21 protein-coding genes and 2 pseudogenes are annotated in these 24,936 nt (G+C 38.5%); 17 read left to right on the top strand and 6 right to left on the bottom strand.

Features of this window, described 5'->3' with window-relative positions; translation table 11 throughout:
• Positions 1–9: 9 nt before the first annotated feature.
• Together NE638_RS14890 and NE638_RS14885 are read left to right on the top strand one after the other, a co-directional pair.
• Positions 10–1,536: a Y-family DNA polymerase gene (locus NE638_RS14890; protein WP_173746547.1), complete on the top strand. Its 1,527-nt coding sequence runs from the start codon at positions 10–12 to the stop codon at positions 1,534–1,536.
• 15 nt (positions 1,537–1,551) lie between these two features.
• On the top strand, positions 1,552–1,971 hold the full coding sequence (locus NE638_RS14885; RefSeq protein ID WP_021650095.1) for a hypothetical protein: 420 nt from the start codon (positions 1,552–1,554) through the stop codon (positions 1,969–1,971).
• Between the two features lie 116 nt (positions 1,972–2,087).
• Here NE638_RS14885 and NE638_RS14880 read toward each other — a convergent pair whose 3' ends face one another.
• Entirely contained in the window at positions 2,088–2,531 is a 444-nt protein-coding gene (locus NE638_RS14880; RefSeq protein ID WP_243121666.1) for a helix-turn-helix transcriptional regulator, read from the bottom strand.
• Positions 2,532–2,663: 132 nt separating this feature from the next.
• Positions 2,664–2,969, bottom strand: a pseudogene (locus NE638_RS18465) (cupin domain-containing protein); the annotation flags it as partial.
• Between the two features lie 110 nt (positions 2,970–3,079).
• Between NE638_RS18465 and NE638_RS14875 the strand changes: the two are divergent.
• From NE638_RS14875 to ilvD, 5 genes are all read left to right on the top strand, one after another.
• Positions 3,080–4,435: an MATE family efflux transporter gene (locus tag NE638_RS14875; RefSeq protein WP_021650093.1), complete on the top strand. Its 1,356-nt coding sequence runs from the start codon at positions 3,080–3,082 to the stop codon at positions 4,433–4,435.
• 3 nt (positions 4,436–4,438) lie between these two features.
• The gene (locus NE638_RS14870; RefSeq protein ID WP_021650092.1) at positions 4,439–5,068 is read left to right on the top strand and encodes a sugar O-acetyltransferase; all 630 of its coding nucleotides are present in this window, start codon (positions 4,439–4,441) and stop codon (positions 5,066–5,068) included.
• Positions 5,069–5,663: 595 nt separating this feature from the next.
• Positions 5,664–6,668, top strand: a complete 1,005-nt coding sequence (locus NE638_RS14865) for a zinc-binding dehydrogenase (RefSeq protein ID WP_161206385.1) — start codon at positions 5,664–5,666, stop codon at positions 6,666–6,668.
• Position 6,669: 1 nt separating this feature from the next.
• The gene (locus NE638_RS14860; RefSeq protein ID WP_044960367.1) at positions 6,670–9,234 is read left to right on the top strand and encodes an alpha-L-rhamnosidase; all 2,565 of its coding nucleotides are present in this window, start codon (positions 6,670–6,672) and stop codon (positions 9,232–9,234) included.
• 129 nt (positions 9,235–9,363) lie between these two features.
• On the top strand, positions 9,364–11,046 hold the full coding sequence (gene ilvD / locus NE638_RS14855; protein WP_021650088.1) for a dihydroxy-acid dehydratase: 1,683 nt from the start codon (positions 9,364–9,366) through the stop codon (positions 11,044–11,046).
• A 143-nt stretch (positions 11,047–11,189) separates the two neighbouring features.
• On the opposite strand, the pseudogene NE638_RS14850 reads toward ilvD, so the two are convergent.
• Positions 11,190–12,308 (bottom strand): annotated as a pseudogene (locus tag NE638_RS14850) (IS110 family transposase).
• 294 nt (positions 12,309–12,602) lie between these two features.
• Here NE638_RS14850 and NE638_RS14845 point away from each other — a divergent pair.
• The 10 genes from NE638_RS14845 (at position 12,603) to NE638_RS14800 (ending at position 23,507) form a co-directional block, all read left to right on the top strand.
• Positions 12,603–13,265, top strand: a complete 663-nt coding sequence (locus NE638_RS14845; protein ID WP_044960365.1) for a bifunctional 4-hydroxy-2-oxoglutarate aldolase/2-dehydro-3-deoxy-phosphogluconate aldolase — start codon at positions 12,603–12,605, stop codon at positions 13,263–13,265.
• Between the two features lie 7 nt (positions 13,266–13,272).
• Positions 13,273–14,370, top strand: a complete 1,098-nt coding sequence (locus NE638_RS14840; RefSeq protein ID WP_044960363.1) for a sugar kinase — start codon at positions 13,273–13,275, stop codon at positions 14,368–14,370.
• 27 nt (positions 14,371–14,397) lie between these two features.
• Positions 14,398–15,144: an amidohydrolase family protein gene (locus NE638_RS14835; RefSeq protein WP_021650083.1), complete on the top strand. Its 747-nt coding sequence runs from the start codon at positions 14,398–14,400 to the stop codon at positions 15,142–15,144.
• A 6-nt stretch (positions 15,145–15,150) separates the two neighbouring features.
• Positions 15,151–16,914: a cache domain-containing sensor histidine kinase gene (locus tag NE638_RS14830; RefSeq protein WP_129975847.1), complete on the top strand. Its 1,764-nt coding sequence runs from the start codon at positions 15,151–15,153 to the stop codon at positions 16,912–16,914.
• Positions 16,915–16,916: 2 nt separating this feature from the next.
• A complete protein-coding gene (locus NE638_RS14825) occupies positions 16,917–18,506 on the top strand; it encodes a response regulator transcription factor (protein ID WP_021652527.1) in 1,590 nt (529 codons plus the stop codon).
• Between the two features lie 205 nt (positions 18,507–18,711).
• The gene (locus tag NE638_RS14820; RefSeq protein WP_044962128.1) at positions 18,712–20,010 is read left to right on the top strand and encodes an ABC transporter substrate-binding protein; all 1,299 of its coding nucleotides are present in this window, start codon (positions 18,712–18,714) and stop codon (positions 20,008–20,010) included.
• 2 nt (positions 20,011–20,012) lie between these two features.
• A complete protein-coding gene (locus NE638_RS14815) occupies positions 20,013–20,894 on the top strand; it encodes a carbohydrate ABC transporter permease (protein ID WP_021652525.1) in 882 nt (293 codons plus the stop codon).
• A 13-nt stretch (positions 20,895–20,907) separates the two neighbouring features.
• A complete protein-coding gene (locus tag NE638_RS14810; protein ID WP_021652524.1) occupies positions 20,908–21,759 on the top strand; it encodes a carbohydrate ABC transporter permease in 852 nt (283 codons plus the stop codon).
• Positions 21,760–21,763: 4 nt separating this feature from the next.
• Positions 21,764–22,846 carry a Gfo/Idh/MocA family protein gene (locus tag NE638_RS14805; RefSeq protein WP_021652523.1) on the top strand — a complete coding sequence of 361 codons (1,083 nt, stop codon included), beginning with the start codon at positions 21,764–21,766 and terminating at the stop codon, positions 22,844–22,846.
• 478 nt (positions 22,847–23,324) lie between these two features.
• The gene (locus NE638_RS14800) at positions 23,325–23,507 is read left to right on the top strand and encodes a ThiF family adenylyltransferase (protein WP_021652519.1); all 183 of its coding nucleotides are present in this window, start codon (positions 23,325–23,327) and stop codon (positions 23,505–23,507) included.
• Between the two features lie 96 nt (positions 23,508–23,603).
• Here the strand turns inward: NE638_RS14800 and NE638_RS14795 are convergent, their stop codons facing one another.
• From NE638_RS14795 to NE638_RS14785, 3 genes are all read right to left on the bottom strand, one after another.
• On the bottom strand, positions 23,604–24,008 hold the full coding sequence (locus tag NE638_RS14795; RefSeq protein WP_021652518.1) for an HI0074 family nucleotidyltransferase substrate-binding subunit: 405 nt from the start codon (positions 24,006–24,008) through the stop codon (positions 23,604–23,606).
• Complete coding sequence (locus NE638_RS14790) at positions 23,989–24,270, bottom strand: nucleotidyltransferase family protein (RefSeq protein WP_021652517.1); 282 nt, start codon at positions 24,268–24,270, stop codon at positions 23,989–23,991. The genes NE638_RS14795 and NE638_RS14790 overlap by 20 nt, the downstream gene beginning before the upstream one ends.
• A gap of 137 nt (positions 24,271–24,407) precedes the next feature.
• Positions 24,408–24,923: a helix-turn-helix domain-containing protein gene (locus NE638_RS14785; protein WP_015526458.1), complete on the bottom strand. Its 516-nt coding sequence runs from the start codon at positions 24,921–24,923 to the stop codon at positions 24,408–24,410.
• Positions 24,924–24,936: the final 13 nt, after the last annotated feature.

Raw genomic sequence — 24,936 nt, 5'->3', positions numbered from 1 at the left:
TGTAGAATGATGGAAAAGGAAAGAACCTATATTGCAATCGATCTTAAGTCATTCTATGCGTCTGTGGAATGTAAAGAACGAAATCGGGATCCTTTGACGACCAATCTTGTGGTTGCAGATAAAAGCAGAACAGAAAAGACAATTTGTCTTGCGGTATCTCCAGCTTTAAAGTGTTATGGGATACCAGGAAGGGCTCGTTTATTTGAGGTTGTTCAAAAAGTAAAAGAAGCCAACAGCGCCCGCAGGTGGAAAGTGCCGAACAGAACTTTTATCGGAGCCTCTGATGACAGCACAGAATTAGATACCAATCCGGAACTGGAGATTGATTATATTGTTGCTCCTCCCCGGATGGCCCTCTATCTGGAATACAGCACCAGAATTTACAGTATTTATCTGAAATATATTGCGCCGGAAGATATTTTCCCGTATTCGATCGACGAAGTATTTATGGATGTAACGGATTATCTGCATACTTATAATATGACAGCAAGAGAACTTGCAATGACCATGATACAGGATGTGCTGAAAACGACAGGTATAACGGCAACTGCTGGAATCGGAACGAATATGTATCTGTGTAAGATTGCGATGGATATCGTGGCGAAGCACATTAAAGCAGATAAAGATGGTGTACGAATTGCAGAACTGGATGAAATGTCATACCGAAGGAAACTCTGGGGTCACAGACCACTTACTGATTTTTGGAGAGTAGGAAAAGGATATGCAAAGAAGCTGGAAGAATACGGGCTTTATACAATGGGAGATATTGCCAGATGTTCCATCGGAAAAGAAAATGAGTTATATAATGAAGACCTGTTATATAGGTTGTTTGGTGTTAATGCAGAGCTGCTGATCGACCATGCCTGGGGATATGAGCCCTGTACCATGGAAATGGTCAAGGCTTATAAGCCGGAAACGAACAGTGTTTGTTCCGGGCAGGTACTTCATTGCCCTTATGATTTTGAAAAAGCAAAATTAGTCGTTAAAGAGATGACAGACCAGATGGTTTTGGATTTGGTGGATAAGAAGCTTGTAACGGATCAGATCGTGTTGACGGTTGGTTATGATATTGAGAATCTGAACAATGCCGACAGGAGAAAACAGTATCATGGAGAGGTTACGATCGACCGTTATGGAAGAAGAATTCCGAAACATGCACATGGAACGACTAATCTGAAACGGCAGACTTCCTCAACCAAGATGATAACGGATGCAGTAATAGAGTTATATGACAGGATCGTTGACAGAAACCTGCTTGTCAGAAGAATCAATATCACAGCGAACAGGCTTGTGGATGAAAGTTCTGTCAAGAAAGAAGAAGTATATGAGCAGCTGGATCTTTTTACGGATTATGAGGCGCAAAGGAAAAAGCAGGAAGAGGAAGAGGCTGCGCTGGATCGCGAAAAACGTATGCAGGAAGCAATGCTCAGTATCAAAAAGAAATTTGGAAAAAACGCTGTACTGAAGGGGATGAATCTTCAGGAAGGTGCAACCGCCAGGGACAGAAATGAACAGATTGGCGGTCATAAGGCGTAAAGGAGTTGAAAGAGGATGAAAAATAATTCTTATGACGATATCATTAATTTACCGCATCCGGTCTCTAAGAATCATCCGCAAATGCCACTTCGGGATCGGGCAGCGCAATTTGCTCCTTTTGCAGCCCTGACCGGACATGATGCTGCGATAAAGGAAACGGCAAGATTAACCGATGAAAGATTGGAACTGAGCGAGGAAGCGATTGCTCAGCTGAATGAAAAAATCAATATAATCAGAAATAATATCGGTATAGAACAGAAAGTATCGATAACTTATTTTATTCCCGATGCAAAAAAAGCAGGCGGCTCCTATGTTACGTGCTCTGGTATTGTAAAAAAGATAGACGAATACGAGCATACCATCATTATGACGGATCAAACGGTTATTCCAATCGAGCAGATAAGTGATATTAAATGTGAAGAGTGGCAAATCTGAGAGTTGGATGGCGGAAAGTATCGCATTCCGATGTTATGTGAAAGACTGGCTGGAAAAACAGGGATACTGTTAAAAAATACCCATTATAATTATAAGCCAAAGAATATGAATAGTGCTTATCTATTACTGTTTCGAAACTTCCCAGGGGTGGTATTATAATACTTATGAAAAAGTTCACAAAAATAACTGCTATTTGAAAACCCGCAGGTATATGCTATCTCAGTAACAGACATTGTAGTATTTTGAAGAAGAAAAACAGATTTTTCCAAACGATAGCGATTTAGATATACCATTGGGGAAGTATTCAAATATTTCTGAAAAAGGGAAGTGCATTTTGTCTTGCAGCAATTTCCTGAGGATGAAATATCTTTAAGCATAATTTTTTGGGAATAATTTTTTTGCACATATCCGATCATTGTAGTAAGAGCCAGAGTATCCTCTGTATCTTTATCATAATCTGGAAAATAGTTCATATTTTCAGCAAGGAGGCGAAAAATATGAACGGTTTTTTCCAGCGTAATAAATGGCTGTATTTCATCCACATTTTTTTTGTAAAGCATTTCAAGGTCACGAAGAATAGAATTCTGCCACAGGATAGACGGATTCAGTGGCTGATAGGGAAAATGAATATTCTGTATCAGGGGATTTAGACATTTTTCCACAAAATAAGTATTTACAGAAAGCAACTGCGGAGATAACATAATACAGGTAAAGAGACATTCTGTATGAGTATCGGAATAGCCATAATGAAAGCAGCGGCTGTTTACAAAAATTCCTTCACCTGCTTGCAAAGAAATCTTCTGACCATTCACATCATAAAACATCTGTCCCTCTAAAATCAGAATAAATTCCAGATCGTCATGCCAATGACTGACTGCACGAAAATCAGGATAGCGTGAAAGCTGTCCCTTTTTTATATATGCAGGAAAGTCTGGATTGTTATAGGCAACATTTTCAGATGCATCTGAATTTAAAACAATGCTTGGACATACTTCCATCAAAATAATCTCCTTTTCGAACGTTTGTTATATTATTATAGCTGATTATGGTATAAAAATCAATAAAATTGGTTTATTTTTATATTGTGCACAGAAAGGAAAAATTGTAGATGGGAAACGAATTCACAAATAAGATTTTGAAACTTGCTCTGCCCATTACAGCACAACAATTTATGTTAGCACTTGTAAGTGCATGCGATGCTTTTATGTTGGGAGGATTAAATCAGAACTCTCTGTCAGCAATTTCGCTGGCTTCGCAGATCACCTTTGTTTTTAATTTGATTTTAACAGCACTTACAATAGGGGAAAATATGTTTGTTGCACAGTATTATGGAAAAAGAGATTTTGATGGATTACGGACATCAGCAGGACTTGTATTAAGATATGTATTCATAATTTCCATTCTCTTTCTGCTTGCAACATTCTTTATTCCTGAAATGCTCATGCGACTGTTTACAAACGATACTATATTGATTGATTATGGTATTAAGTATTTGAAAGTGATTGGATTATCCTATATCTTTTCAGGGGTTCTGCAGGTTTTGCAGGGAATCTTGAAAAATTGTGGTTATGCAGGTAGATGTACCATAATAAGTGCAGTTGTTGTCTGTGTTAATATTATACTGAATGTTATTCTGAATGTTATTCTGATTTACGGATACATGGGCTTTCCAAGAATGGAGATTGCAGGTGCGGCACTGGCTACTGTCATTGCAAATGGACTTGGTCTGGTTATTACGATTTATATTTTGCACCTGAAAAAGGAATTTTGGATTGGAGTAAAAGACATAAAAAGCAGGGAAGTCCATATAACGAGGAAATTCTGGAAACATGTCTATCCGGTACTTTTTAATGAACTTGCCTGGGGCGGTGGATTTACGATGTATTCTGTCATACTTGGACATCTTGGTTCCGATGCTATCGCAGCCAATTCTATTGCAAATATAACCAAGAATCTTTTAATCTGTGGTTGTACCGGTTTTGGATATGGTGGAAGTATTATTGTCGGAAATCTGCTTGGTAAAGGGAACTTATCTGAAGCAAAGAAAAACGGAAATATTTTATGCAAAACTTCGGTATTTTTGGGCGTGGTGACGGCTGGAGTGATTTTTCTTGCGACACCTGTAATCCTGCATTTTACGAATCTGACTGATATAGCAACAGGATATTTAAAGAATATGCTGTTTATAAGCAGCTATTATGTAATAGGAAAATCAATTAATTCTATGACAATAGGTGGTATTTTTCCAGCAGGGGGAGATACAAAATTTGGATTAATATGTGATGTGGTTACCATGTGGTGCTTTGCAGTTCCACTGGGATGTATCGCAGCATTTGTATTTAAATTGCCAGTAATGATGGTGTATTTTGTCTTAAATCTGGATGAACTGGTAAAACTTCCGGCAGTATTTAAACATTATAAACAATATAAATGGTTAAAAAATTTAACAGAAATGGAGAATTAAATTATGGATATGAAAAAAAGAAGAGATATGCAGCTTGCTTACATTTCAGATGAAGCGGTTATGGAAGAACAGAGGATAGGTAGAAAAATTCTGCAAAAACTTAATTTTGCAGATCGGTCGGATTTTGATGGGATTGCAGAAATAGTAAAAGAACTTTTGGGAAAATCGGAAGGTGCATGGATTAACCCACCTTTTTACTGCGATTATGGTTCGCATATAGAAGTAGGTAAAAATTTCTTTGCAAATTATAACTGTACAATTATAGATGTGGCAAAGGTAAAAATCGGTGATAACTGTCAGATGGCACCCAATGTATCTATTTATACGGCAGGACATCCAATTTATCCAGATACGCGCAATTCTGCTTTTGAATACGGAAAAGAGGTTACCATCGGGGATAATGTATGGTTGGGAGGAAATACAGTAGTGTGTCCGGGAGTACATATTGGAGACAATGTGGTAATTGGTGCAGGAAGTGTTGTAACAAAAGACATTCCGGACTGGTCCATTGCAGCTGGAAATCCATGTCGTGTGATTAGAAAAATAACAGATGAGGACAGGAGAAAATTGTTTCACAATGAAGAAATTGATGATGAAGCATGGGATATGATATGTGCACAGGCGGAAAAATAATATGATCATGAGAGAACGGATTGCAGCCGGATAATTATCAGCAGATTATTGTGAAGGGCTTCCGGAAGATCGGATAAACTGTAAAAAAGGAATGATTCAGTTTAATTCGGGAGTTTTTTTGGGTATAAACATCAATGCTGTTGTATTGCGGGTTATATTTTGCAAATATTGTTCTCATCGTATCATATCTCCCTAAAGCCAATTGAGTCTGTAAAATGCCTTATGAATTATAAGATTTTGATCAGTCTTTTTCTTCATAACTTCATGGTTCCTTTAACAAAAAAACATAAAAAATCAGAATAAAAATCCATCGAGTTCGATAAATGCATGACTCGATGGATTTTTTTCTATTGGTTAATCAAAACTTTACTGCCCATAAAAGAGGAATTGCAATGATGTTTTTTGTCTAAAACTGTATTTTAAATAATGCAGTTTTTTAAATGTGTAGAATATCAGATTATGAAAGACAAAAAAATATACAAAACAGGTAAAAATACTGAGAAGAAAATAGAAAGAACAAATGTATAATAAAGTTACTAAAAAATACAAAAAAATAAACAGAAAACAAACAATTTAATGAATGGAGGAAGGGAAAATGAAAAGTAATACTGTTATTTTTACTGAACCATATAAGGCTGAAATACAAGAAATTGATTGCCCTAAGCCAGGAAAATCAGAGGTTTTGATTCGAACGGAACAAACCTTAATTAGCACAGGAACGGAATTAACTTTCTTGACTGGGGAATGTCCGGAAAAATCAAAATGGTCAGAATATATTCACTATCCGCAAAAGAGTGGTTACTCAAATGTGGGTATTATTGAAGAAGTAGGTGAAGGTGTTTCAAAGGATTTAATTGGAAAACGTGTAGCAAGTTTCAGTGGACATTCACAGTATGTCATTGTGAATGTAAATGAGCTTCGTATGATTAATTATGAAATTAAACCAGAAGAAGCAACATTTTTTGCACTTGCAGAAACAACGATCAATGGAATTCGAAGAACTGGTATCGAATTAGGAAACAGGGTTGTAGTATATGGAGCTGGTATTGTAGGTCAACTGGCGGCCAGGTTTTTACTTGCAGGAGGATGTACAGAAATTTTTGTGGTAAACAGGAGTGAAGCAAGACTGAAGCATTTACCTGATCAGAGGGCAATTATTCCGATTTGCTCCACAAAAGAAGATCCAATCTCGATTATAAAAGAATATACATATGGGGATATGGCAGATATTGTTATTGAAACAACGGGAAATGCAGATGCGATTCCGGAAGAATTTTTAGCTTTGCACCAGCAGGGAAAGCTTTGTATGTTGAGTTCACCTAAGAAAAAGACCTTAATTGATTTTCATGATTGTTGTAATGCAGTAAGTGTAAACATTATTGGCGCACATACATCTTCACAGGCACCGGTAAAAACTTATGACAATCCGTGGACATGTGAAAGAAATAGTGAAACATTTTTTAAGTTGATTTACAACAAACAGGTAGATATGTCAGAAATGATTACACATCGTGTAAGCTATAAAGAGGCACCGCAGATGTATCAGATGCTGTTAAAGGATCGCACGCAGGCAATGGGTGTTGTTCTGGATTGGAGATAAGATGAAGGGTAGTAAAGAAGAAATTAAGGCAATCGATTTACGTAGCGATTATAAAGTAAATCCGATAGGAATTCACAATGTAGCTCCACGCTTATCCTGGAGAATGACGGCGTATGGAAAAAACCGCAAACAGAGTGCCTACCAGATTCAGGTATTTAAAAAGGAGTCGGATATTAAGGAAGTTCTTGTCTGGGATAGCGAAAAAGTTTATTCCGGCGAATCTGTGAACATTCCGTATAAAGGAAAGCAGCTTGCATCCAGAGAGAGGGTTTATTGGAAAGTTCGTATATGGGATGAAAAGGAAAATGTTTCTGAATGGAGTGAGGAGGCTTTTTTTGAAGCCGGTTTATTAAATAAGACGGATTGGGAAGCAGAGTGGATTTGTGCGCCAGAGAAGGCAGCAGCGGTTTATTTTAGAAAAGTCTGCAATATAGAGAAGCAGCCGAAATCCGGGCGGTTGTATATTTCCGGGTTAGGGTATTACGAAGCTTATCTTAACGGAAAAAAATGTGGGGAAGATGTTCTCACGCCGAATCGAACGCATTATACGGAACGAGTTTTTTACCATACATATGATATAACAACTGCGGTTGTTCACGGAGAAAATGTTTTTGGTGTTGAGCTTGGTAATGGATGGTATAACCAAAAAGATAAAATTAACGAAAAAAAATTATGGTATGGATATCCAAAGCTTTTGTTCCAGATTGAAATAGAATATGCAGATGGAGACAAAGATGTATTTATAAGCGATGAAAATACGAAATGGCATGAAAGCCCTAGAATTTATAATAATATTTATTTTGGAGAAATATATGATGCACGTAAGGAGAGTATAGGCTGGCGAGAAAAAGATTTCGAAGACCTGGATTGGAAATTTGCAGGTAAAGCAGAGAAACCAGGCGGAGAATTAACCAAACAGAAAGCTCCGTCAGATCAAAAGATTTGCGAACTTTTTCCAAAGAAGATCAGTGAAGTAACGCCCGGAATGTATGTGATTGATTTTGGTCAGAATATGACTGGCTGGGTTAAAATGAGGGTATCTGGCAAAGAGGGAGATAAGGTTCAGTTACGGTTTGGTGAAGAACTATGGCCGGATGGGAAAATAAATTATTATAGTACTGGAAGCGGGTGGAAACAGCAAAAAGATATTTATATTTTAAGTGGAAAAAAAGAAGAATATTATGAACCGGCATTTACGTGGCATGGATTTCGATATGTAGAGGTACAGGGATATCCGGGAATCCCAAAGAGGGAAGACTTTGTGGCGGTGCATATTCGGGCAGGTGTCGAACGGTCAGGTAAATTTATATGCTCTAACGCATTGATCAATCAGATTCAGAAAGCAAGTCTGTGGTCGATGGAGAGTGGTTTACATGGAGGCATTCCACTTGATTCTCCTCACAGAGAACGGCAGGGGTATGGAGGGGATGCATTGATTACAGCAAAAGCTATGATGTATAGCTATGACATGCACGAATTCTATTCCGACTGGATGGATGACTTTATAGATGCACAGGACAAGACAACAGGATTTTTGCCACACACAGTACCATGTCAGGACGGCGGTGGTGGTCCGGCCTGGGGCAGTGCTTTGATTATTATCACATGGCTTATGTACCGTTACTACGGAGACACGAAGAGTGCAGAAGAGTATTTTGATAATATGATTCATTGGATGCAATTCCTGCAGACCGGAATGGAAAAAGGAATTGTTGAGGGTGAAGGTACAGATAAGGACTGTCTTGGAGAATGGTCGACACCTGGAGAAATTTTAATACCTCCGCGATTTGTTAATACTTTTTTCTATGCATATAATGCGAAACTTATGACAGAATTGGCAGAGGTGCTTGGCCGGTCAGCAGATGCAGAGTATTTTCAGAATCAGTATAATGAAACAGTGCTTAGCTTTAGAAACGAGTTTTATGATTCTAAAAATGGTAGGTACAGTATTGGGGCACAGGGAACGGAAGCATTTGCGAATAAGTTGGGTGCTATCAGAGAAAGAGAACTTTGCGAAGTAAAACAGTATTTGGAGAAACATATTACCAAGGAGTGCGAAGGAAACTTAGATACAGGAATTTTTGGGACACCATTATTATTTGAAACACTTGTTGAATTTGGCCTTGGTGAAGTAGCCTATCATATGATTACTAGCGTAACGTATCCAAGCTATGGATATATGATTACAAATGGAGCCACTACATTATGGGAATACTGGGAAAAAGAGTATGGATTTTATCAGTGTCCTGCGAATCATAATCAGCCGATGTTCGGCAGTATAAGCAGCTTCTTTTACGAAAAGCTGGCTGGAATTAAGCCATTAAAGCCGGCATACAAGAAAATTGAAATTAAGCCGGCAATGATAGGAGATCTCAGATTTGTATCATCCAGTGTAAAGACACCGTATGGAGAAGTCTGCATAGATTGGGAGAGAAACGAAGACGAAATTTTAGTGTCTGTGGTAATTCCGCCAAATACGGAAGCAGTTTTGCTGATTCCAGGACAAGAAAGAAAAGAAATTGGATCTGGTAACTATCAGTTTAGATATGTTGCATGTGAGAAATAATAAGAAATACAGCTTGCCTTTTTTAGCAGGCTGTATGACTATGAAAAACTGGAGTTAACACGATAAAAGTTTTAAGTTTATCAGTATGAAGATTGTGAGAGATTATAATTTATGGAAGGGTGATAAAAAATGTCTTACAGAAGTCATGAAATTTTACAGGGTCCCGGGTATGCAAATGTAAGAGCTTTATATAAAGCAGACGGATATGCAGAAGAGGAACTGAAACGCCCAATCATTGGGATTGCAAATGCATATAATTCGATTTGTCCGGGTCATATTGTCCTGCGCCAGATGGCAGAAAGAATTCGTGAAGGAATTCAGGCGGCAGGGGGGATGCCAATTGAATTTGGAACAATTGGTGCCTGTGATGGAATTGCAATGGGACACGAGGGCATGCGTTATATCCTTCCGGCAAGAGAAATGATTGCAAATGATGTGGAGGCAATGGTGCAGGCTCATCGTTTAGACGGCATTGTATTACTGGGAAGCTGTGACAAAATTATTCCGGGAATGTTGATAGGAGCAATGAGGGTAAATTTGCCTGCAATTTTTATTAATGGAGGACCAAGTCTTCCGGGACATATGGCAGATGGAAATCCCTATGGAGGAGAGTGGATCGACCATTCCTGTATTCAGCAGTCGGAAGGAGCTTTACAGGCAGAAAAGATTACAGAAAAAGAGTTTAAGTGGATAGAGGATAATGCAATGCCGACAGTTGGATCCTGCGCGATGCTTGGTACAGCAAATACAATGGGATGCCTTGCAGAAGCTATGGGAATCATGCTGCCAGGTTCAGCTACGATTCCGGCAGTATATAGTAAACGTATGGCCGCCGCTTACAATAGTGGAAAAGCAATCGTTGATTTGGTACATAAGAATATAAGGATTCAGGATATTATTACAAAAAGGGCGCTGGCAAATGCAATAATGGTAAATTCAGCGATGGGAGGGTCAACAAACGCTGTATTGCATTTGCTGGCAATTGCACATAGCGGAAAAATTAATTTAACAATAGATGATTTTGAAACGATCAGCAGTGGGATTCAGCATTTGGTGGCTATGATTCCGGCTGGAAAATATACATTGTTTGATTTCTTTGAAGCTGGCGGCGTACAGGCTTTGATGAAAGAGATGGAAGAAAAACTGTATGTGGATGCATTAACATGTACAGGAGATACATTATATGAGAATTTGATGCATGCAGAGAATAGATCTCGGGAAGTAATTCATGCAATTCAAAATCCAGTACATAAGCGAGCAGGTATTAAGATCCTGTATGGAAATATAGCACCCGACGGTGCGGTAACGAAGCCGTCAGCAATTCCAGAAGAGGCAGTACACTTTTGTGGAAAAGCAAAGATTTATGAAAGTGAAGAATCGGCGTTGACAGGAATTCGGAATGGAGAAGTACAAGGTGGGGAAGTTGTTGTGATTCGAAATGAAGGACCCAAAGGTGGACCAGGGATGCCGGAAATGTATAAAGCTATGAAGCTGTTAGTTGGCTTAGGCTTGGGATCGAAGGTATGTCTGATTACAGATGGCAGATTTTCAGGATCAAACAACGGGTGCTTTGTGGGGCATATTTGTCCTGAAGCTGCAGACGATGGAGCGATTGCATATTTACAGGATGGGGATATGATATCAGTCGATGTGGAAAATGGAAAAATTGATGCAATAGATGTAGATTTTGAAGAACGAAGGAAAAAGAAATACATATGTCATCAAAAGGTAGAAGGATATTTGTACCAGTATGCAAAAAATGTGACATCTGCATCAAAAGGAGCAGTGATTCCCACTTATGAGAACGAATGATAGATGCAGCATCGTTAATAATTGAGGGAAAGAGGCAGTAGTGTAGTGTGAAAGAAAGTAGAGGAAGACCATAAATTGACGCACTTGAATAAGCTGTCTAAGGCAGGCAACTTTTTAAAGTGTTATAGAGTTAGAAAATTAAATCAAGAAGCTAATGGTTCATCAGGAGGAAATAATCCCTCTCGTTGTAATAGTTTCTTGGCTTGCTTGATAGCTTTTGCTTTTTGTTTTTCAACAAGAGCTACAGGCATATCGATTTTGTAAAGATCGCTCGGATTCCACTGCTCACCAGTAGACAGCATCTGATAGATAGCAGTAAGAATCATACGGGCAATAGCGATAATGGCTCTTTTCTTGCCACGGCGTTTGACAAGAGAATCATATTTCTTTTTGTAGTAAGGAGATTTGTCAGATTTTACGGCTGCATGAGCACACTGTACTAATGCAGGTTTGAGGTAGATACCGGCACGTGTAATCCGAACAGACTTCTTCTTACCAGCAGACTCATTGCTGCCTGGCGTTAAACCAGCCCAGCAACACAAACGTTTAGAACTTGAGAACTGAGACATGTCAGTACCGATTTCGGAGATGACAGTGATTGCACTATCACGTTTGACACCCGGAATGGTACAGAGAAACTGGACAGCATCTTCTTTGGATTTGAGCCTCCTAAGAAGCTTAGATGCGATTTCTTCGTGGTTAATAGATGTACCCGATTGTTCAAGCAGATAGTCGATAATGGATGTGGATGACTTCCCAAAGATATCGGAAACAACAGAATCTAATGCAACATTACAAACGGTAAGAGCATTCTGATATCTATTCTTTTCACTTGAACGGCAGGAAACAAGCTTGTAACGATAGCGAGTGTATTCCCTAAGAATACGGACTTTCTTGCAAGTAATATAATTGCCTTTGACAAGTCCAAGGCGGAACAAATCTCCAATCCATTTAGAATCTTTTGTATCATCTTTGTTGCCTTTCACCGCCTTTACCCATTTAGGATTGGCAATGACAACATTGATATCATCTTCCAGAAGATTAAAGACAGGAACTCAGTATTTACCTGTGGATTCCATGCAGACATTATGGCAATCATTGTCGAGAAGCCATTGCTTGAATTCAAGAATTGAATTGTTAAAGGTGGAAAAGCGCTTCTTTTGGTAAGAAGGCTCAATGCCACCAGTGGTTTTTACAATTGTGGCAACGAGAAAAGATTTGTGGACATCGACACCACAACAGGTTTGATAAGTAACTTTCATAGTCAGACTCCTTTCGTGAATGATAAGAAGCCATTGACTGAACTGCCACACAATTAAACGAAAGGCTTAAACAATTCTTAGTGTACGGATTCATGATGTCACTTATTTGTGCTTGAAAAGGCAGAACTTACACTGATTAGTATGCTGTCTAAAACGAAGAAAGTTATTACAACTCCTCCTCCCGTGCTTTGTAGTGTAGCTTCTTGCAAACTATTTTACAGCACAGTGTAGAGAGTTGGAACACTTTCATTACTATTTGCGCCGCCAGCCGAAGGCGGCGGAATGGAGATTAGTATGAAGGATTTTCAGGAAAAAATTGAAAAAATAGGAGTTATTCCGGTTATCGTAATCGATGAAGCAAAAAATGCAGAACCGCTTGCAGAAGCATTAGTGGCGGGTGGGCTTCCGTGTGCGGAAATTACATTTCGAACACAGGCTGCGGAAGAAAGTATCCGCATTATGACGCAAAAGTATCCCGAGATGATAGTTGGAGCTGGGACTGTTTTAAATGTAGAACAGGTTGAACGTGCGATGAATGCAGGTGCACGATTTATTGTTTGTCCCGGGTTTGATTCAAAAGTGGTTGACTATTGCCTGGAACGAAAAATTCCAGTTTTACCTGGATGCGTTACACCATCTGAAATAATGCAGGCGATCGCCTGTGGTTTAAAAATGGTGAAATTTTTCCCGGCGGTTCAGTTTGGTGGGGTGGCAATGATTAAAGCGTTGGCAGCACCGTATAATGAAATGAAATTTGTGCCGACCGGTGGAGTAAATAAAGAGAATTTAAAAGAGTTTCTTTCGTATAAGGCAGTAGCAGCTTGCGGGGGGAGCTGGATGGTAAAAAGGGAATGGATTCAGAACGGTGAATTTGACAGAATCCGAAGTCTGGTAATAGAAGCTGCAAAATTAAAAGGTGAAATCAGGTCAGAAAATAGAAACGAAAAAAGGAGATAATGAAAAAATGGATTTACATCTAAAGGAATCGTGTGAATGTAAATATGATGCAGTTTCACTTGGCGAAGTAATGCTGCGACTGGATCCGGGTGAAGGAAGAATTCGCACTGCGCGTTCATTTCGAGTTTGGGAAGGCGGCGGAGAATATAATGTGATTCGAGGCCTGAGTAAGTGCTTTGGGTTAGATACAGCAGTTATTTCTGCATTTGCCAAAAATGAAGTGGGAATGTTGTTAGAAGATCTGATCTGTCAGGGAAAAGTAGATACATCATTGATTAAGTGGGCAGATACTGATGGAATAGGACGGGTATGCAGAAATGGCCTGAATTTTACAGAACGAGGATTTGGAATCCGCGGAGCGTTAGGATGCTCGGATCGTGCGAATACTGCAATTTCCAAGGCAACTTCGGCAGATTTTGATTTTGAATATATTTTTGGAAAGCTTGGTGTACGCTGGTTTCATACAGGAGGAATTTATGCAGCACTTTCAGAAAAATCATGTGAAACGGTAGTGGATGCAATAAAAATTGCCAAAAAATATGGTACAATTGTTTCGTATGATTTAAATTATCGCCCATCTATGTGGTCTGCAATTGGTGGTATTGAGAAAGCGCAGGAAGTAAATAAAGAAGTGGCAAAATATGTAGATGTAATGATTGGAAATGAAGAAGATTTTACTGCGTGTTTGGGATTTGATGTAGATGGTAATGATAATGAATTAAAGAAATTAAATCTTGAAGGATACGAGCGCATGATTAATAATGTAGTAGAGAAATATCCAAATCTGAAAATGGTGGCAACGACGCTTAGAGAGGTAAAGACGGCCACTGTGAATGATTGGGGTGCTATTTGCTGGGCAGAAGGTCGAATTTATAATTCAAAAAGGTATGAGAATCTTGAGATTTTAGATCGCGTAGGCGGTGGAGATTCTTTTGCATCTGGTCTGATTTATGGGATGTTGACGACAGGAGATCCGGAAACAGCACTTGAATTAGGAGTGGCACATGGAGCGCTTGCAATGACAACACCTGGAGATACGAGTATGGCAAACCGAAAAGAGGTTGAGGCGGTTATGCGGGGGGCTGGCGCACGAGTGAAGCGATAAAATGACAGGAAGGAGCAAGGGTAAAATATGAGAGCACTGGATGTACATGCTCATTTGGGCAAAGATGTTGTGTTTGGACATGTAATTACAGAGGAAAATTTACTGGATGGCTATAAGGATACGATCGTACAGGGAGCAATTGTACAGCCATCGTTACCACGTTTTTCATTAAAGGCAAATAAAGAAATCCATGATAGAATTTTTGAATTTTCGAAGTGTGATAAAATGAAAATCTGGGGGATGGCATCTATTTATCCGCATTTTACACAGGAAGAATATAGAGAAGAAGCTATTCGGTGCGTAAAAGAGCTTGGTTTTGTAGGATTGAAATTAACACCAATTGGTCACGCCTGTGATCCTGAATCAGAGGATGGCATGTATGCTTTTTCTGTGGCAGCTGAGTTGGGTGTGCCGATGATGGTTCATACCGGATCAGGAATACCATTTTCAAGTCCGATGCATATTTTGAAAGCTGCAAAAGAGTATCCTGAATTAAAAATTGTAGTGGCACATGCGGGAATGGGAGTGATGGCCAGAGAAGCGGTTATTTTGGCGCAGATTTGTGAAAATGTGTATCTTGAACCGACTTGGACCGGTGTTGCAGATATGGGCATGATTTATAAGGAACTGGGGGCAGGGAAGATAATGTTTTCTTCAGACCACGTAAACAATGTTACTGTGCAATATGAAACAATAAAAACCGTTGTGCCAGAAAAAGAAATGGAACAAGTGTTATATAAAACAGCAGAAAGTGTGTATAAAATCACGTTATAGAGGGATATGAATATACGTAAATTAATGAAAGAGAAAGTAAGCAGAGTAAGTATTTCCAGCAAAATGTCAATTGTTATGACCGTGTCGATTGTTTTAATCCTCACGGTCTTTCTTGGCGTAAACAGATATTATAATTCATTTTTCGTGTATCAAAAACTTGAAAATGCGTCTTTGACATATTTGGATAGTATAGATAGGATGATGGAAAATTTAGTAGACACTTTGGATGGTTATTCAAGAATTTGTTTTTCCAATGCAGGAGTTCAGGAGTTACTGGATAAAAATTCGAGTGGGCAGGTTGATTTTTCATTGCAGGACAATGTTAATAATTATCTGTGGGAACTGGTTGTAAATGTAAAGCAGATAGAATCTATTTATTTGTATAGTAATAATGGACTGGTAGCCTCAGCAGATAGGCAGGAGCTGCATTATCCACGATATCGTTGTATTAAAGATTATGAATGGTATGATGAAGAGGAATATGGGGAATATCATGTTGATTTTTCGAGCGATGATTTTTACAGAAAAGGTGATATGCCGGAGATTAGTTTCAGAAGAGCAGTAAGAAGTACGACTAATTTTAAAAAAATCGGTTATATGATTATGACGGTCTCTTCCGATGTATTAAAGGATTTTTTAGTGGCGGATAATGCGGACAAATATGAAAGGGTATTTTGTCTTTTGAATAATGAGGAATCTGTAATTGTGATCTCTGATAATGTGTATATGGACGAAATGCAGAAAATCGGAAAAGACATGATTCAGAATGAAAAAGCAATGGTGCTCCGGAATATGTTTGATGAAAAATATATGTTTTGTATTTTGAAATCGGAGGAAGGATATTATATGGATGCTATTTCGGTAGAGGATGCCTATCAAAGAAATCGAGAGAAAAGTTTAGTGGATATTGCATTGATTATTTTACAGGCTATGCTCACCCTGGTTTGCATTGTTATGATTTCTAAACTATATACACGACCGATAAAGGAGCTGATGATTGCGATGCGCTGTCTGCAAAACGGTGTATTTCAGCCAGTGAAAATGAATTCTGCTCATTACGAAATACAGGAACTAATACATGTTTACAATGAAATGGTAAAAAAAATCAATGAATTGCTGGAAAAAACAAAGGAGGCAGAACGATTAAAGGGAAAAGCAGATTTAAAAGTGCTTACTGCACAGATAAATCCTCATTTTTTATATAATACATTTGACTCCATAAAAGCGTTGTTTGTTTTGAAACGATATGATGATGCATATGCAATGATAGATGCGCTCTCCAGATTTTATAAAATTAATCTCAGCAAAGGAGATGATTTTATAACAATAGAGAAAAACCTGGTGATGTTAAAAAGCTATATTGATATTCAACAAATGCGTTTTGGTGGAGAGTTTGAATACATATACTCGGTTGATCCGGAAATTATGCAGTGGAAAATTTTGAAATTTGCTTTACAGCCGTTGGTGGAAAACGCAATTAATCATGGCATACATGGGTTTACGACAGAAGGGATTATTAATCTTGATATAGTCCGGACAGGAGAAAAGAGTCTTAAAATCACATTAATGGATAATGGACGCGGAATGTCTAAAGAAGCTCTGAAAAAAGCTATTTCAGGAGAAGAGGGAAGAAATGGCAAATCTTTCGGATTATTTGCAACGCTTCATCGACTTCAGTATTGTTATGGTGATCGAATTTGGTGGAGTATTGAGTCGGAAGAAAATGGTGGTACTACAATTATAATGAAAATTGAAGTGGAGGAGTGTTGAATATGCTAAGGCTGATTATTGTAGATGATGAATATTTACTTAGACAATTAATCAGAAATATAATCGATTGGAAAGCATTAGATATTGAAGTCGTAGGAGAAATGGCATCAGCAGAGCTGGCAATGCGGCAGCTTGAGTCTTTAAAGCCGGATATCATTTTGACGGATATCTGTATGCCAGATATAGATGGTCTGACTTTTGCAGAAAAAATAAAAGGTAGAAATCCAGACACAAAAGTGATCGCAATTACCGGCTATGATAATTTCGAATATGCGAAAAGGGGAATTTGCATAGGGTTGGACGGCTATATTTTAAAGCCGATCAATGAGGAAGAACTTACAGAATGTATTGTTAAGATCAAGAAAAAAATTCTGGAAGAAAACAGAAAGAGAAATGAAATAGAAACTCTTTCGATATTTAAAAGAGAAGCAGAGGAAATCGTTAAAAATTATTATTTGACAAAGCTTCTGGAATCAGATGTGCCGGAAAAAATTGTGAATAGCCAGTTGATGGAGGAATTGGCTTTGGAAACAAGCCCAATGGTATGGATAGTTGTTTTTCAATGGAAAACAAACCTGATTGCCAAAAGGACTGGGAATGAAGAACTTTTAGATTGTGAGATGTGGATTGTCAATTATTGTAAAGAAAAATTAAAAAAAATGGTTTGGGTTCATGGAACGGCTAATAGGTTGATTATTCTTGATCCTGAAAAAGATATCATGCCTGAGACAATATTAAAGCAGCTGCAAGAGGAATGGAAAAAGGAATTTGAGTGTCCGTTGTATTACGGGACAGAGGTTATATATAATCAGGAAAAGAGTATTCATGAGGGCTATATAGAGGCGGTTAATCAATTAAATATCGAATTGGTTAATGGAGAAAATAAACCAGAAGATATATGGAGATGGAAACAGCAAAAAAAAGAAACTAAGCAGTTATGGGATCTCAACGAGTTGAAAAGGCTGCAATATTGTGTTGAGGCAGAGGATTTAGAAGAAGTAGAAAAAGTAATTGATAGTTATTTTCTGAAATGGAAAGATGTTACGTTAGATGATATGGAACTGTTGCAGGTGCAATTATTGAATATCTATTTTTATTTTTACACTTCATTTGGAGATCGTTGCATTGATGCAGTTGCAATGCAATATATGAATTTTTATGAAAATGTAAAACATGCGGAGAATATACTTGAGTTAAAAAATGCATTTTTAATAGGATGTCAGGCACTGCAGGAGATGTTAAGGGGGAGGGAGACAGCGGCAGACAGTTACAAACTCATTTATTCTATGAAACAATACATAAAAGAAAACTTAGATGACCCGGATTTTTCATTAGGCGCATTGGCAAAGGCATATTATATGAATAGCAGCTATTTAAGCCGTTTTTTTAAAGAGAAGGTAAAAAGCTCATTTGTAGAGTATTTGACAGAACAACGTATTGATAAAGCAAAGCAGCTTTTGCAATATGGGAACTTTAAGATTTACGAAGTGGGCGAAAAAGTGGGAATTTATAATGCAAATTATTTTGGGATTTTATTTAAAAAGAAAGTGGGCGTAACGCCAGCTGAGTACAGAAAACAATACGAAAAATAGTGCAAAACAGATACAGGAAATGGAAAAATGGAAAAAATAAAAGGAAAAATAACTAATAAACATAGAATATAAAGCAAAAAAATATCAAAAACAGCTAACAGGTAAAATAAGTGTTGAAAAATGTAAAAAGTGTGAGATTGGAAGAGATAAGCTTTTGTTATAATAAAACCATCAAAAACAAAGGAAAGGAGAAGTTATTATTCATGTGAAGAATAATAACAAAAGGCAAATGAAAAAGCATTTAAAAAAGGCTGCAACAGTATTGGCATGTACGGGAATGGTTGCAGGAGCATTTACAACCACGGCTTTTGCAGAGGATGCAGAGCAGATCACATTAAACGTGTCCCATATCTTCGTGGATCAGACAGATGGGCAGTGCAGAGGATGGTATAAGGCATTGGATGAATATAAGGAATCTCATCCCAATATTACGATTGTAGAAGACACTGCAGACAATGATGCATATAAAACTAAGCTGAAGACGCAGCTTGCAGCAGGTGCAGTTCCAGATGTATTTTATGCTTGGGGAGGTGGCTTTACAAAGCCATTTGTAGAAGCAGGAATGGTAGAAAATCTTGATCCGTACGTGGAAGATGGAACGATTGATCTGGATGCTATGATGCCGGATATTTGTAACAACTTTTATTATGATGGCTCATTGTACGGCCTTCCATTGGATAGCTTCATAGGAGTGCTGATGTGCAATCAGTCTCTGTTTGATGAATATGGTCTTGAAATACCAAAAACAATGGATGATTTATATGCCGTGTCCGCCACCTTTAATGAAAATGGAATTACGCCAATTGCGATGGGGGAAAAAGATAAGTGGCCGGGACTGTTTCCATTTGGTGCATTGGCACTTCGATATGGCGGTGTAGAAAAAACAATAACGATGTTGAATGGCGAAGGAAACTTTGATCAGGAATTTGTGCAGAAAACTGCGGAAGAACTTCAGAAGATGGTTGATGAAGGTGTATTTGCTTCGGACAGTGTTGCTCTTACAGATGATGAGGCAACAGAGGAATTCCGTCAGGGAAGAGCGGCTATGTGGTATAGCGGAAACTGGAAGGTAGATTTACTTTGCGAAGAAGGATCTCCGCTTGAGGGCAAATTAACCATGGTAAACTGGCCGGCAGTTTCTGGTGCAGACGGAGACCAGAATTCATTTGTCGGAGGCGCAAGTGCAACGCTTGTAGCATCAGCGACGAGCGCTCATAAAAAAGAAGCAGTTGAATTTATGACATTTATGAGTGAGCATTTTTCCAATTACGCATATGAAGAAGGAGCGATCCTTCCGACATGGAAATATAGTGGCGATATGGAATTGAAACCATTTCAGCAGACATTACTGGATTTGATGCAGGGTGCAGATGGGTTCTGCCTTGCATGGGATACATTGCTGGATCCGGAAACAGCAGATGTTCATTCTACGTCACTGCAGGGAATTTATGCACAGCAGATGACAGCAGATGATTATGTTGAAGCTATGGCAGCTACGAGGTAAGTATGAATAAGATATTGGGAAATAAAACAGCGATTGCTGCATTTGTGGCACCTTCCCTCATTCTGTTCGGTGGCATTATCTTTTATTCGATTATTATGTCTTTCCGGTATAGTTTGCTTGACTGGAATGGATTTGGAGAAGGAATCTTTGTTGGGTTTTCCAATTACGCGAAAATGTTTCAGGATAAGGTGTTTTTAAGATCCGCTGTTAATTCACTGCTACTCGGATTTGTGACACTGGTTACGCAGCTGCCGCTGGCGCTTTTGCTGGCGTTGCTGCTCACCAGCGGCATTAAGGGAGAAGGATTTTACAGGACAGTGTTTTTTATCCCGATGACATTATCTTCGGTTGTAATTGGACAGCTGTGGTTGAAAATTTATAACCCGAATTATGGAGTACTGAATACTCTGTTGGGAGTATTGGGACTGGAAAGCTTACAAAGAAGCTGGTTAGGTGATGTAAATACAGCTTTATTTAGCGCTTTTGTTCCAATTATATGGCAGAATGTCGGATACCATATGTTGCTGCTTTATACATCTATTAATTCTATATCAAAAGATATATTGGAAGCAGCAAAATTGGATGGAGCAAGTGGAGTTAAGGCAGCGCGGTATATTACGATTCCATTAGTGAAACCAATGCTCAGAACATGTGCGATTTTTGTGGTAATTGGATCTTTAAAGGCGTTTGACATGATTTATGTATTAACAAATGGTGGACCGGCTCATATGACAGAAGTTCCAAGCTCCTTAATGTTTAGCAGTATATTCAATCTTAATAAATATGGCTATGGAAGTGCTATTTCTATATTTATCGTTGTTGAATGTATTGTTATGGCAGTTATTTTGCAGAAAGTATTTCTCGTGAAAGAGGAATCGGCTTGAGGAGGGAAAGAAGATGTATGCCAAACTTCATTCAAGAAAAGGAAATCTTTTAATACGGCTTATCATTACGGCTTTTTTGGTTTTTTGGGCCGCTGTGCAGATTTATCCGCTTATATGGCTTGTTTTCTTTTCCTTCAAAAGCAATGAAGAAATTTTTGGAGGAAATATTGCCGGGCCTCCGCTTGTATGGAAAGTTGAAAATTATAAAAATGCGTTAATGGGTGGAAATGTTTTTCGCTATCTTTTTAATAGCGTTTGGGTGTCTATGGCTGTTGTTATTGTTGCGTGTATTTTAATTGCAACATCGGCATATGCACTAAGCAGAATGAGATGGAAATTAAAGAAAATAGTTTACTGGATTTTTATTTCAGGAATGACAATCCCGCTTCATGCAACACTTCTGCCGTTGTTTTTACTTTTCCGAAAGATGCATATCATTAATAATCCTCTGTCAATTTTGATCCCGTATATTGTATTTGCATTACCGACAGGAATTTTGATTTTGACAAATGCCTATGCGTCTCTTCCTATAGAGATGGAAGAATCAGCCTGTATAGATGGATGCAATATATATCAGTTATTTTGGAAAATTATGTTTCCGCTTGTAAAGCCAACGGTAGCGGCAATTGCGTTATTTACATTCTTATCATCATGGAATGAGCTGATGTTCGCAATGACGTTTATAAGTGAACCCAAGTGGAAGACATTGACGATCGGATTACAGAGTCTTTCAGGAATGTTTTATACGGAATGGGGGCCAATTGGTGCAGGAATGGTAGTAGCAACAGCACCTGTTCTGATTATTTATTTGTTGCTGAACAGACAGGTACAAAATGCGCTTATTATGGGCGCAGTGAAAGGATGAGAACATGAAATTAAGAATAGGAATTATTGGATGTGGAGGAATCGCGACAGGAAAGCATTTATCAGCATTAAAATCAAATGGTGATTTGTGTGAAGTAGTAGCATTTTGTGATGGCATACTTGACAGAGCAAAAAAGGCGGCACAGGAGTATGGAGTAGAAAATGCACAGGTTTGCCAGAATTATAATGAGCTGCTGGCGAATCCGAATGTGGATGTTGTATATGTCTTAACGCCAAACATTAGCCATAGCCCAATTGCAGTAGACGCTTTTCATGCGGGAAAGCATGTGATGTGTGAAAAGCCGATGGCAATTAATACTGCAGAGGCGGAAAAAATGATGACCGCCTGGAAAGAGTCTGGTAAAAAATTTTCTATCGGATACCAGAATCGTTATCGTGCGGATGTCCGTCATCTCCGCAGCGCGTGCCAGAATGGTGATTTGGGTGAGATATACTATGCGAAAGCATATGCAATTCGCAGAAGGGGAGTTCCGACCTGGGGAAGTTTTATACAGGGAAGTCAGCAGGGTGGTGGACCGTTAATTGATATCGGAACACATTCGCTTGATCTTGCGTTGTGGTTGATGGACAACTATGATGTGGAATCTGTGACCGGGACAGTATTTAAAAAACTGGGAAAACTGCCGCAGGCCACAGATGGGAACTTATGGGGAGCATGGGATACATCAAAATATGATGTAGAAGATTCTGCGATTGGTTACATAAAAATGAAAAGTGGAGCACTGGTTGTTCTGGAATCCAGTTGGGCTTTAAATATACTGGAAGCGCGTGAAGCAGAGGTTACACTTTGTGGAACGAAAGCAGGAGCGGAACTTAGAAATCAAAAAGAAGTGATTTATAATCGTGGAAAATACGGTCGGCTGACAGAAGAAGTGCTTACACCGGGAGAGCCACATGACTTTTTTGGAACACGGTATGATGCGCCGTATCTGGAGGCTAAGGAATGGTTGACTGCCATTTTGGAAGACAGGGATCCACTTGTACGACCAGAACAGTCATTGGTTGTGACACAGGTATTGGATGCAATTTATGAATCAGCGGCTAAAAATGAGACCGTGTGGTTTTAATAGTAGTAACAGTTACAACAATTTTTAGATTATGCTACAAAGATATTCAGTTTTTCGATGGATGCGCCCGACAAGTTCTTTACAAAACGGTCGTACTGGTACTTGCAAACAGGGATCAGATGCGATATAACGAGTCGAAATGGGGAACTCAAATGGATGGGCTGAGAGTAGACGTTATAGTCTTGACCTGAAACCTGATTCGGATAACGCCAACGTAGGGAAATACATGTCGGAAATGATTGGATTTTGTGTCCGTGCTCCCTGTTTTTTATGTGAACTGGGGGCACCACTTTTCACAGATGCAGACAGGCGCCGGATGATACAGATATTGTATCGTCCGGTGTTTTTTGTATCATGAAGAAATTTTTTTGAATCACAGGTGTCCTGGAAAGGAGAGCTTGGCTATGGTAAAGATCAACGGAGAAGAAAAACAGCTTGACGGAAGAAATCTTCTCTTTTGCTGGTGGATTTCTACGTGGTGGATGTGACGAATCTGAATCGTCAGATGTATTTTGTTTCACAGCTTGGAAAACCAAAGGCAGAGGCTTTGCCGGAGGTGCTGTATCGGATAAATCCATATCTGGTCTGTGAGTCGAGATGCGAAAAAGTAACGCCTGAAAATGTCAGAGAATTATTTGCGGACTATCCGATCGTATGCTGAATAATTCTTATTTAACTAATATATATTGTTTTATGCGGTCATGGTAAGATATATAATCATGACCGCCAGTTTTAACATTCTTCTACAAAACACAGTTTACTGTTTATAGTATTTCGCAACATCGTTTTTGAATTTTTCAAAAAGAGGATAATAAATATTTATAATATCCTGAAATTTCTCTGCGGCGAAAGTACCATCGTAATCATGAGACAAATGATTTCTGGATTTCAGCATTTGCAGCCAGGTGTCATCATCAATAATACCATTGGTAAATGCCTGCTGCAGAGTTTCGCGTGGAGAGCCAACTGCAAAATCAAGAATTCCCATTTTTTTGATCAGAATATCTTTCATAACTTTCCAGGAGATGTCGAAAGTAAGACTGAAATTGAGAACAGTTCCTTCGAGAACAAAATCGGTCTTGGGGTCGGCTGTTTTGCTTTTTGCAAGATTGGAGAGACTTTTACAGAAAGTGTTATAGAGGTTAATAAATTTGTTTTCCATATTTTTTTATATCCTCCAATAAATACTCATTTTTTATACTGTCAAAGTCAAAAATATCAATTTTCCTTAGCGTTTCAATCTGCAGAAGATCATCTTCTAACTGCATTAGATTATCACAGCCGTATACTACAAAATCAATATCACTGGTGGGGGTCGCAGTGCCTGTGGCGAAGGAACCGAATAAATCAAGGCGCTTTACATTATTTTTTTTGCAAATCATGGTTACTTTTTCGATGATTTCGGAAATTGGCATTACGTTCATGATCCACTCATGTCCTCCTTTACTTGGAAAATTCTGATAAAAATATGATAGCAGTTTCTATAGATTAATTCAACTTTAAAGACACTGACTGCGGTTGGTGTTATTCTATAGTCGTAATCCTTTCGTGGCGTTATGGATTATTTTAATTTTTCTTTTTCGGCATTTAAGAGTTCAAGATTGAGCCCTTGTTCTCCAGCTGTTTTATCTACCCAAAGATTCAAAGAGTCTATGGCTAAAGAAATTTCATCAAGTTTTTTACTGATATAAGCAAAATCTTTCATTTCATCATCACTGATCTTACCGTCACGGGCAATTTGGATCAGACGACCGGTAAGAGGATTGATTTCATTTAAACTGGCAATTGTCTCCAAAATGATATTTGACAGATCGGTCATTTCTATTTCTGGAACATAACGATAGCCGATTTCGCATTTGTGAGAGCAATAATAATTGCAAAGATCTGGTCTTTTATAGGCATCTGCCATCTGGAGGATATCATAAGGCGTAGGTTCTTGTGTTTCATATTCAAATTTTTCAATTTTTGAATCAGAGACAGCATCCATTTTTTCACTGGCTTCTGCTCTTGTAAGTCCTGCCGCTTCTCGGCAAAGCTGGTAAATTGTTTTGTTTTCCCTGGTGGATTGTTTACCCATGAGAATTTCCTCC

Source organism: Blautia sp. MSK.18.38 (genome assembly GCF_024460535.1).
In the GTDB taxonomy this organism is placed as follows: domain Bacteria; phylum Bacillota; class Clostridia; order Lachnospirales; family Lachnospiraceae; genus Blautia_A; species Blautia_A fusiformis.
The sequence above is the reverse complement of the archived record's forward strand: the minus strand, read 5'-3'. Positions and strand labels throughout refer to the sequence as shown.

Excerpts from the sequence above, each read along its gene's own strand:
- NE638_RS14890 (WP_173746547.1), top strand. The coding sequence starts at position 10 with ATGGAAAAGGAAAGAACCTATATTGCAATCGATCTTAAGTCATTCTAT.
- NE638_RS14885 (WP_021650095.1), top strand. The coding sequence starts at position 1,552 with ATGAAAAATAATTCTTATGACGATATCATTAATTTACCGCATCCGGTC.
- NE638_RS14880 (WP_243121666.1), bottom strand. The coding sequence starts at position 2,531 with ATGCTTTACAAAAAAAATGTGGATGAAATACAGCCATTTATTACGCTG.
- NE638_RS14875 (WP_021650093.1), top strand. The coding sequence starts at position 3,080 with ATGGGAAACGAATTCACAAATAAGATTTTGAAACTTGCTCTGCCCATT.
- NE638_RS14870 (WP_021650092.1), top strand. The coding sequence starts at position 4,439 with ATGGATATGAAAAAAAGAAGAGATATGCAGCTTGCTTACATTTCAGAT.
- NE638_RS14865 (WP_161206385.1), top strand. The coding sequence starts at position 5,664 with ATGAAAAGTAATACTGTTATTTTTACTGAACCATATAAGGCTGAAATA.
- NE638_RS14860 (WP_044960367.1), top strand. The coding sequence starts at position 6,670 with ATGAAGGGTAGTAAAGAAGAAATTAAGGCAATCGATTTACGTAGCGAT.
- ilvD (WP_021650088.1), top strand. The coding sequence starts at position 9,364 with ATGTCTTACAGAAGTCATGAAATTTTACAGGGTCCCGGGTATGCAAAT.
- NE638_RS14845 (WP_044960365.1), top strand. The coding sequence starts at position 12,603 with ATGAAGGATTTTCAGGAAAAAATTGAAAAAATAGGAGTTATTCCGGTT.
- NE638_RS14840 (WP_044960363.1), top strand. The coding sequence starts at position 13,273 with ATGGATTTACATCTAAAGGAATCGTGTGAATGTAAATATGATGCAGTT.
- NE638_RS14835 (WP_021650083.1), top strand. The coding sequence starts at position 14,398 with ATGAGAGCACTGGATGTACATGCTCATTTGGGCAAAGATGTTGTGTTT.
- NE638_RS14830 (WP_129975847.1), top strand. The coding sequence starts at position 15,151 with ATGAATATACGTAAATTAATGAAAGAGAAAGTAAGCAGAGTAAGTATT.
- NE638_RS14825 (WP_021652527.1), top strand. The coding sequence starts at position 16,917 with ATGCTAAGGCTGATTATTGTAGATGATGAATATTTACTTAGACAATTA.
- NE638_RS14815 (WP_021652525.1), top strand. The coding sequence starts at position 20,013 with ATGAATAAGATATTGGGAAATAAAACAGCGATTGCTGCATTTGTGGCA.
- NE638_RS14810 (WP_021652524.1), top strand. The coding sequence starts at position 20,908 with ATGTATGCCAAACTTCATTCAAGAAAAGGAAATCTTTTAATACGGCTT.
- NE638_RS14805 (WP_021652523.1), top strand. The coding sequence starts at position 21,764 with ATGAAATTAAGAATAGGAATTATTGGATGTGGAGGAATCGCGACAGGA.
- NE638_RS14795 (WP_021652518.1), bottom strand. The coding sequence starts at position 24,008 with ATGGAAAACAAATTTATTAACCTCTATAACACTTTCTGTAAAAGTCTC.
- NE638_RS14790 (WP_021652517.1), bottom strand. The coding sequence starts at position 24,270 with ATGAACGTAATGCCAATTTCCGAAATCATCGAAAAAGTAACCATGATT.
- NE638_RS14785 (WP_015526458.1), bottom strand. The coding sequence starts at position 24,923 with ATGGGTAAACAATCCACCAGGGAAAACAAAACAATTTACCAGCTTTGC.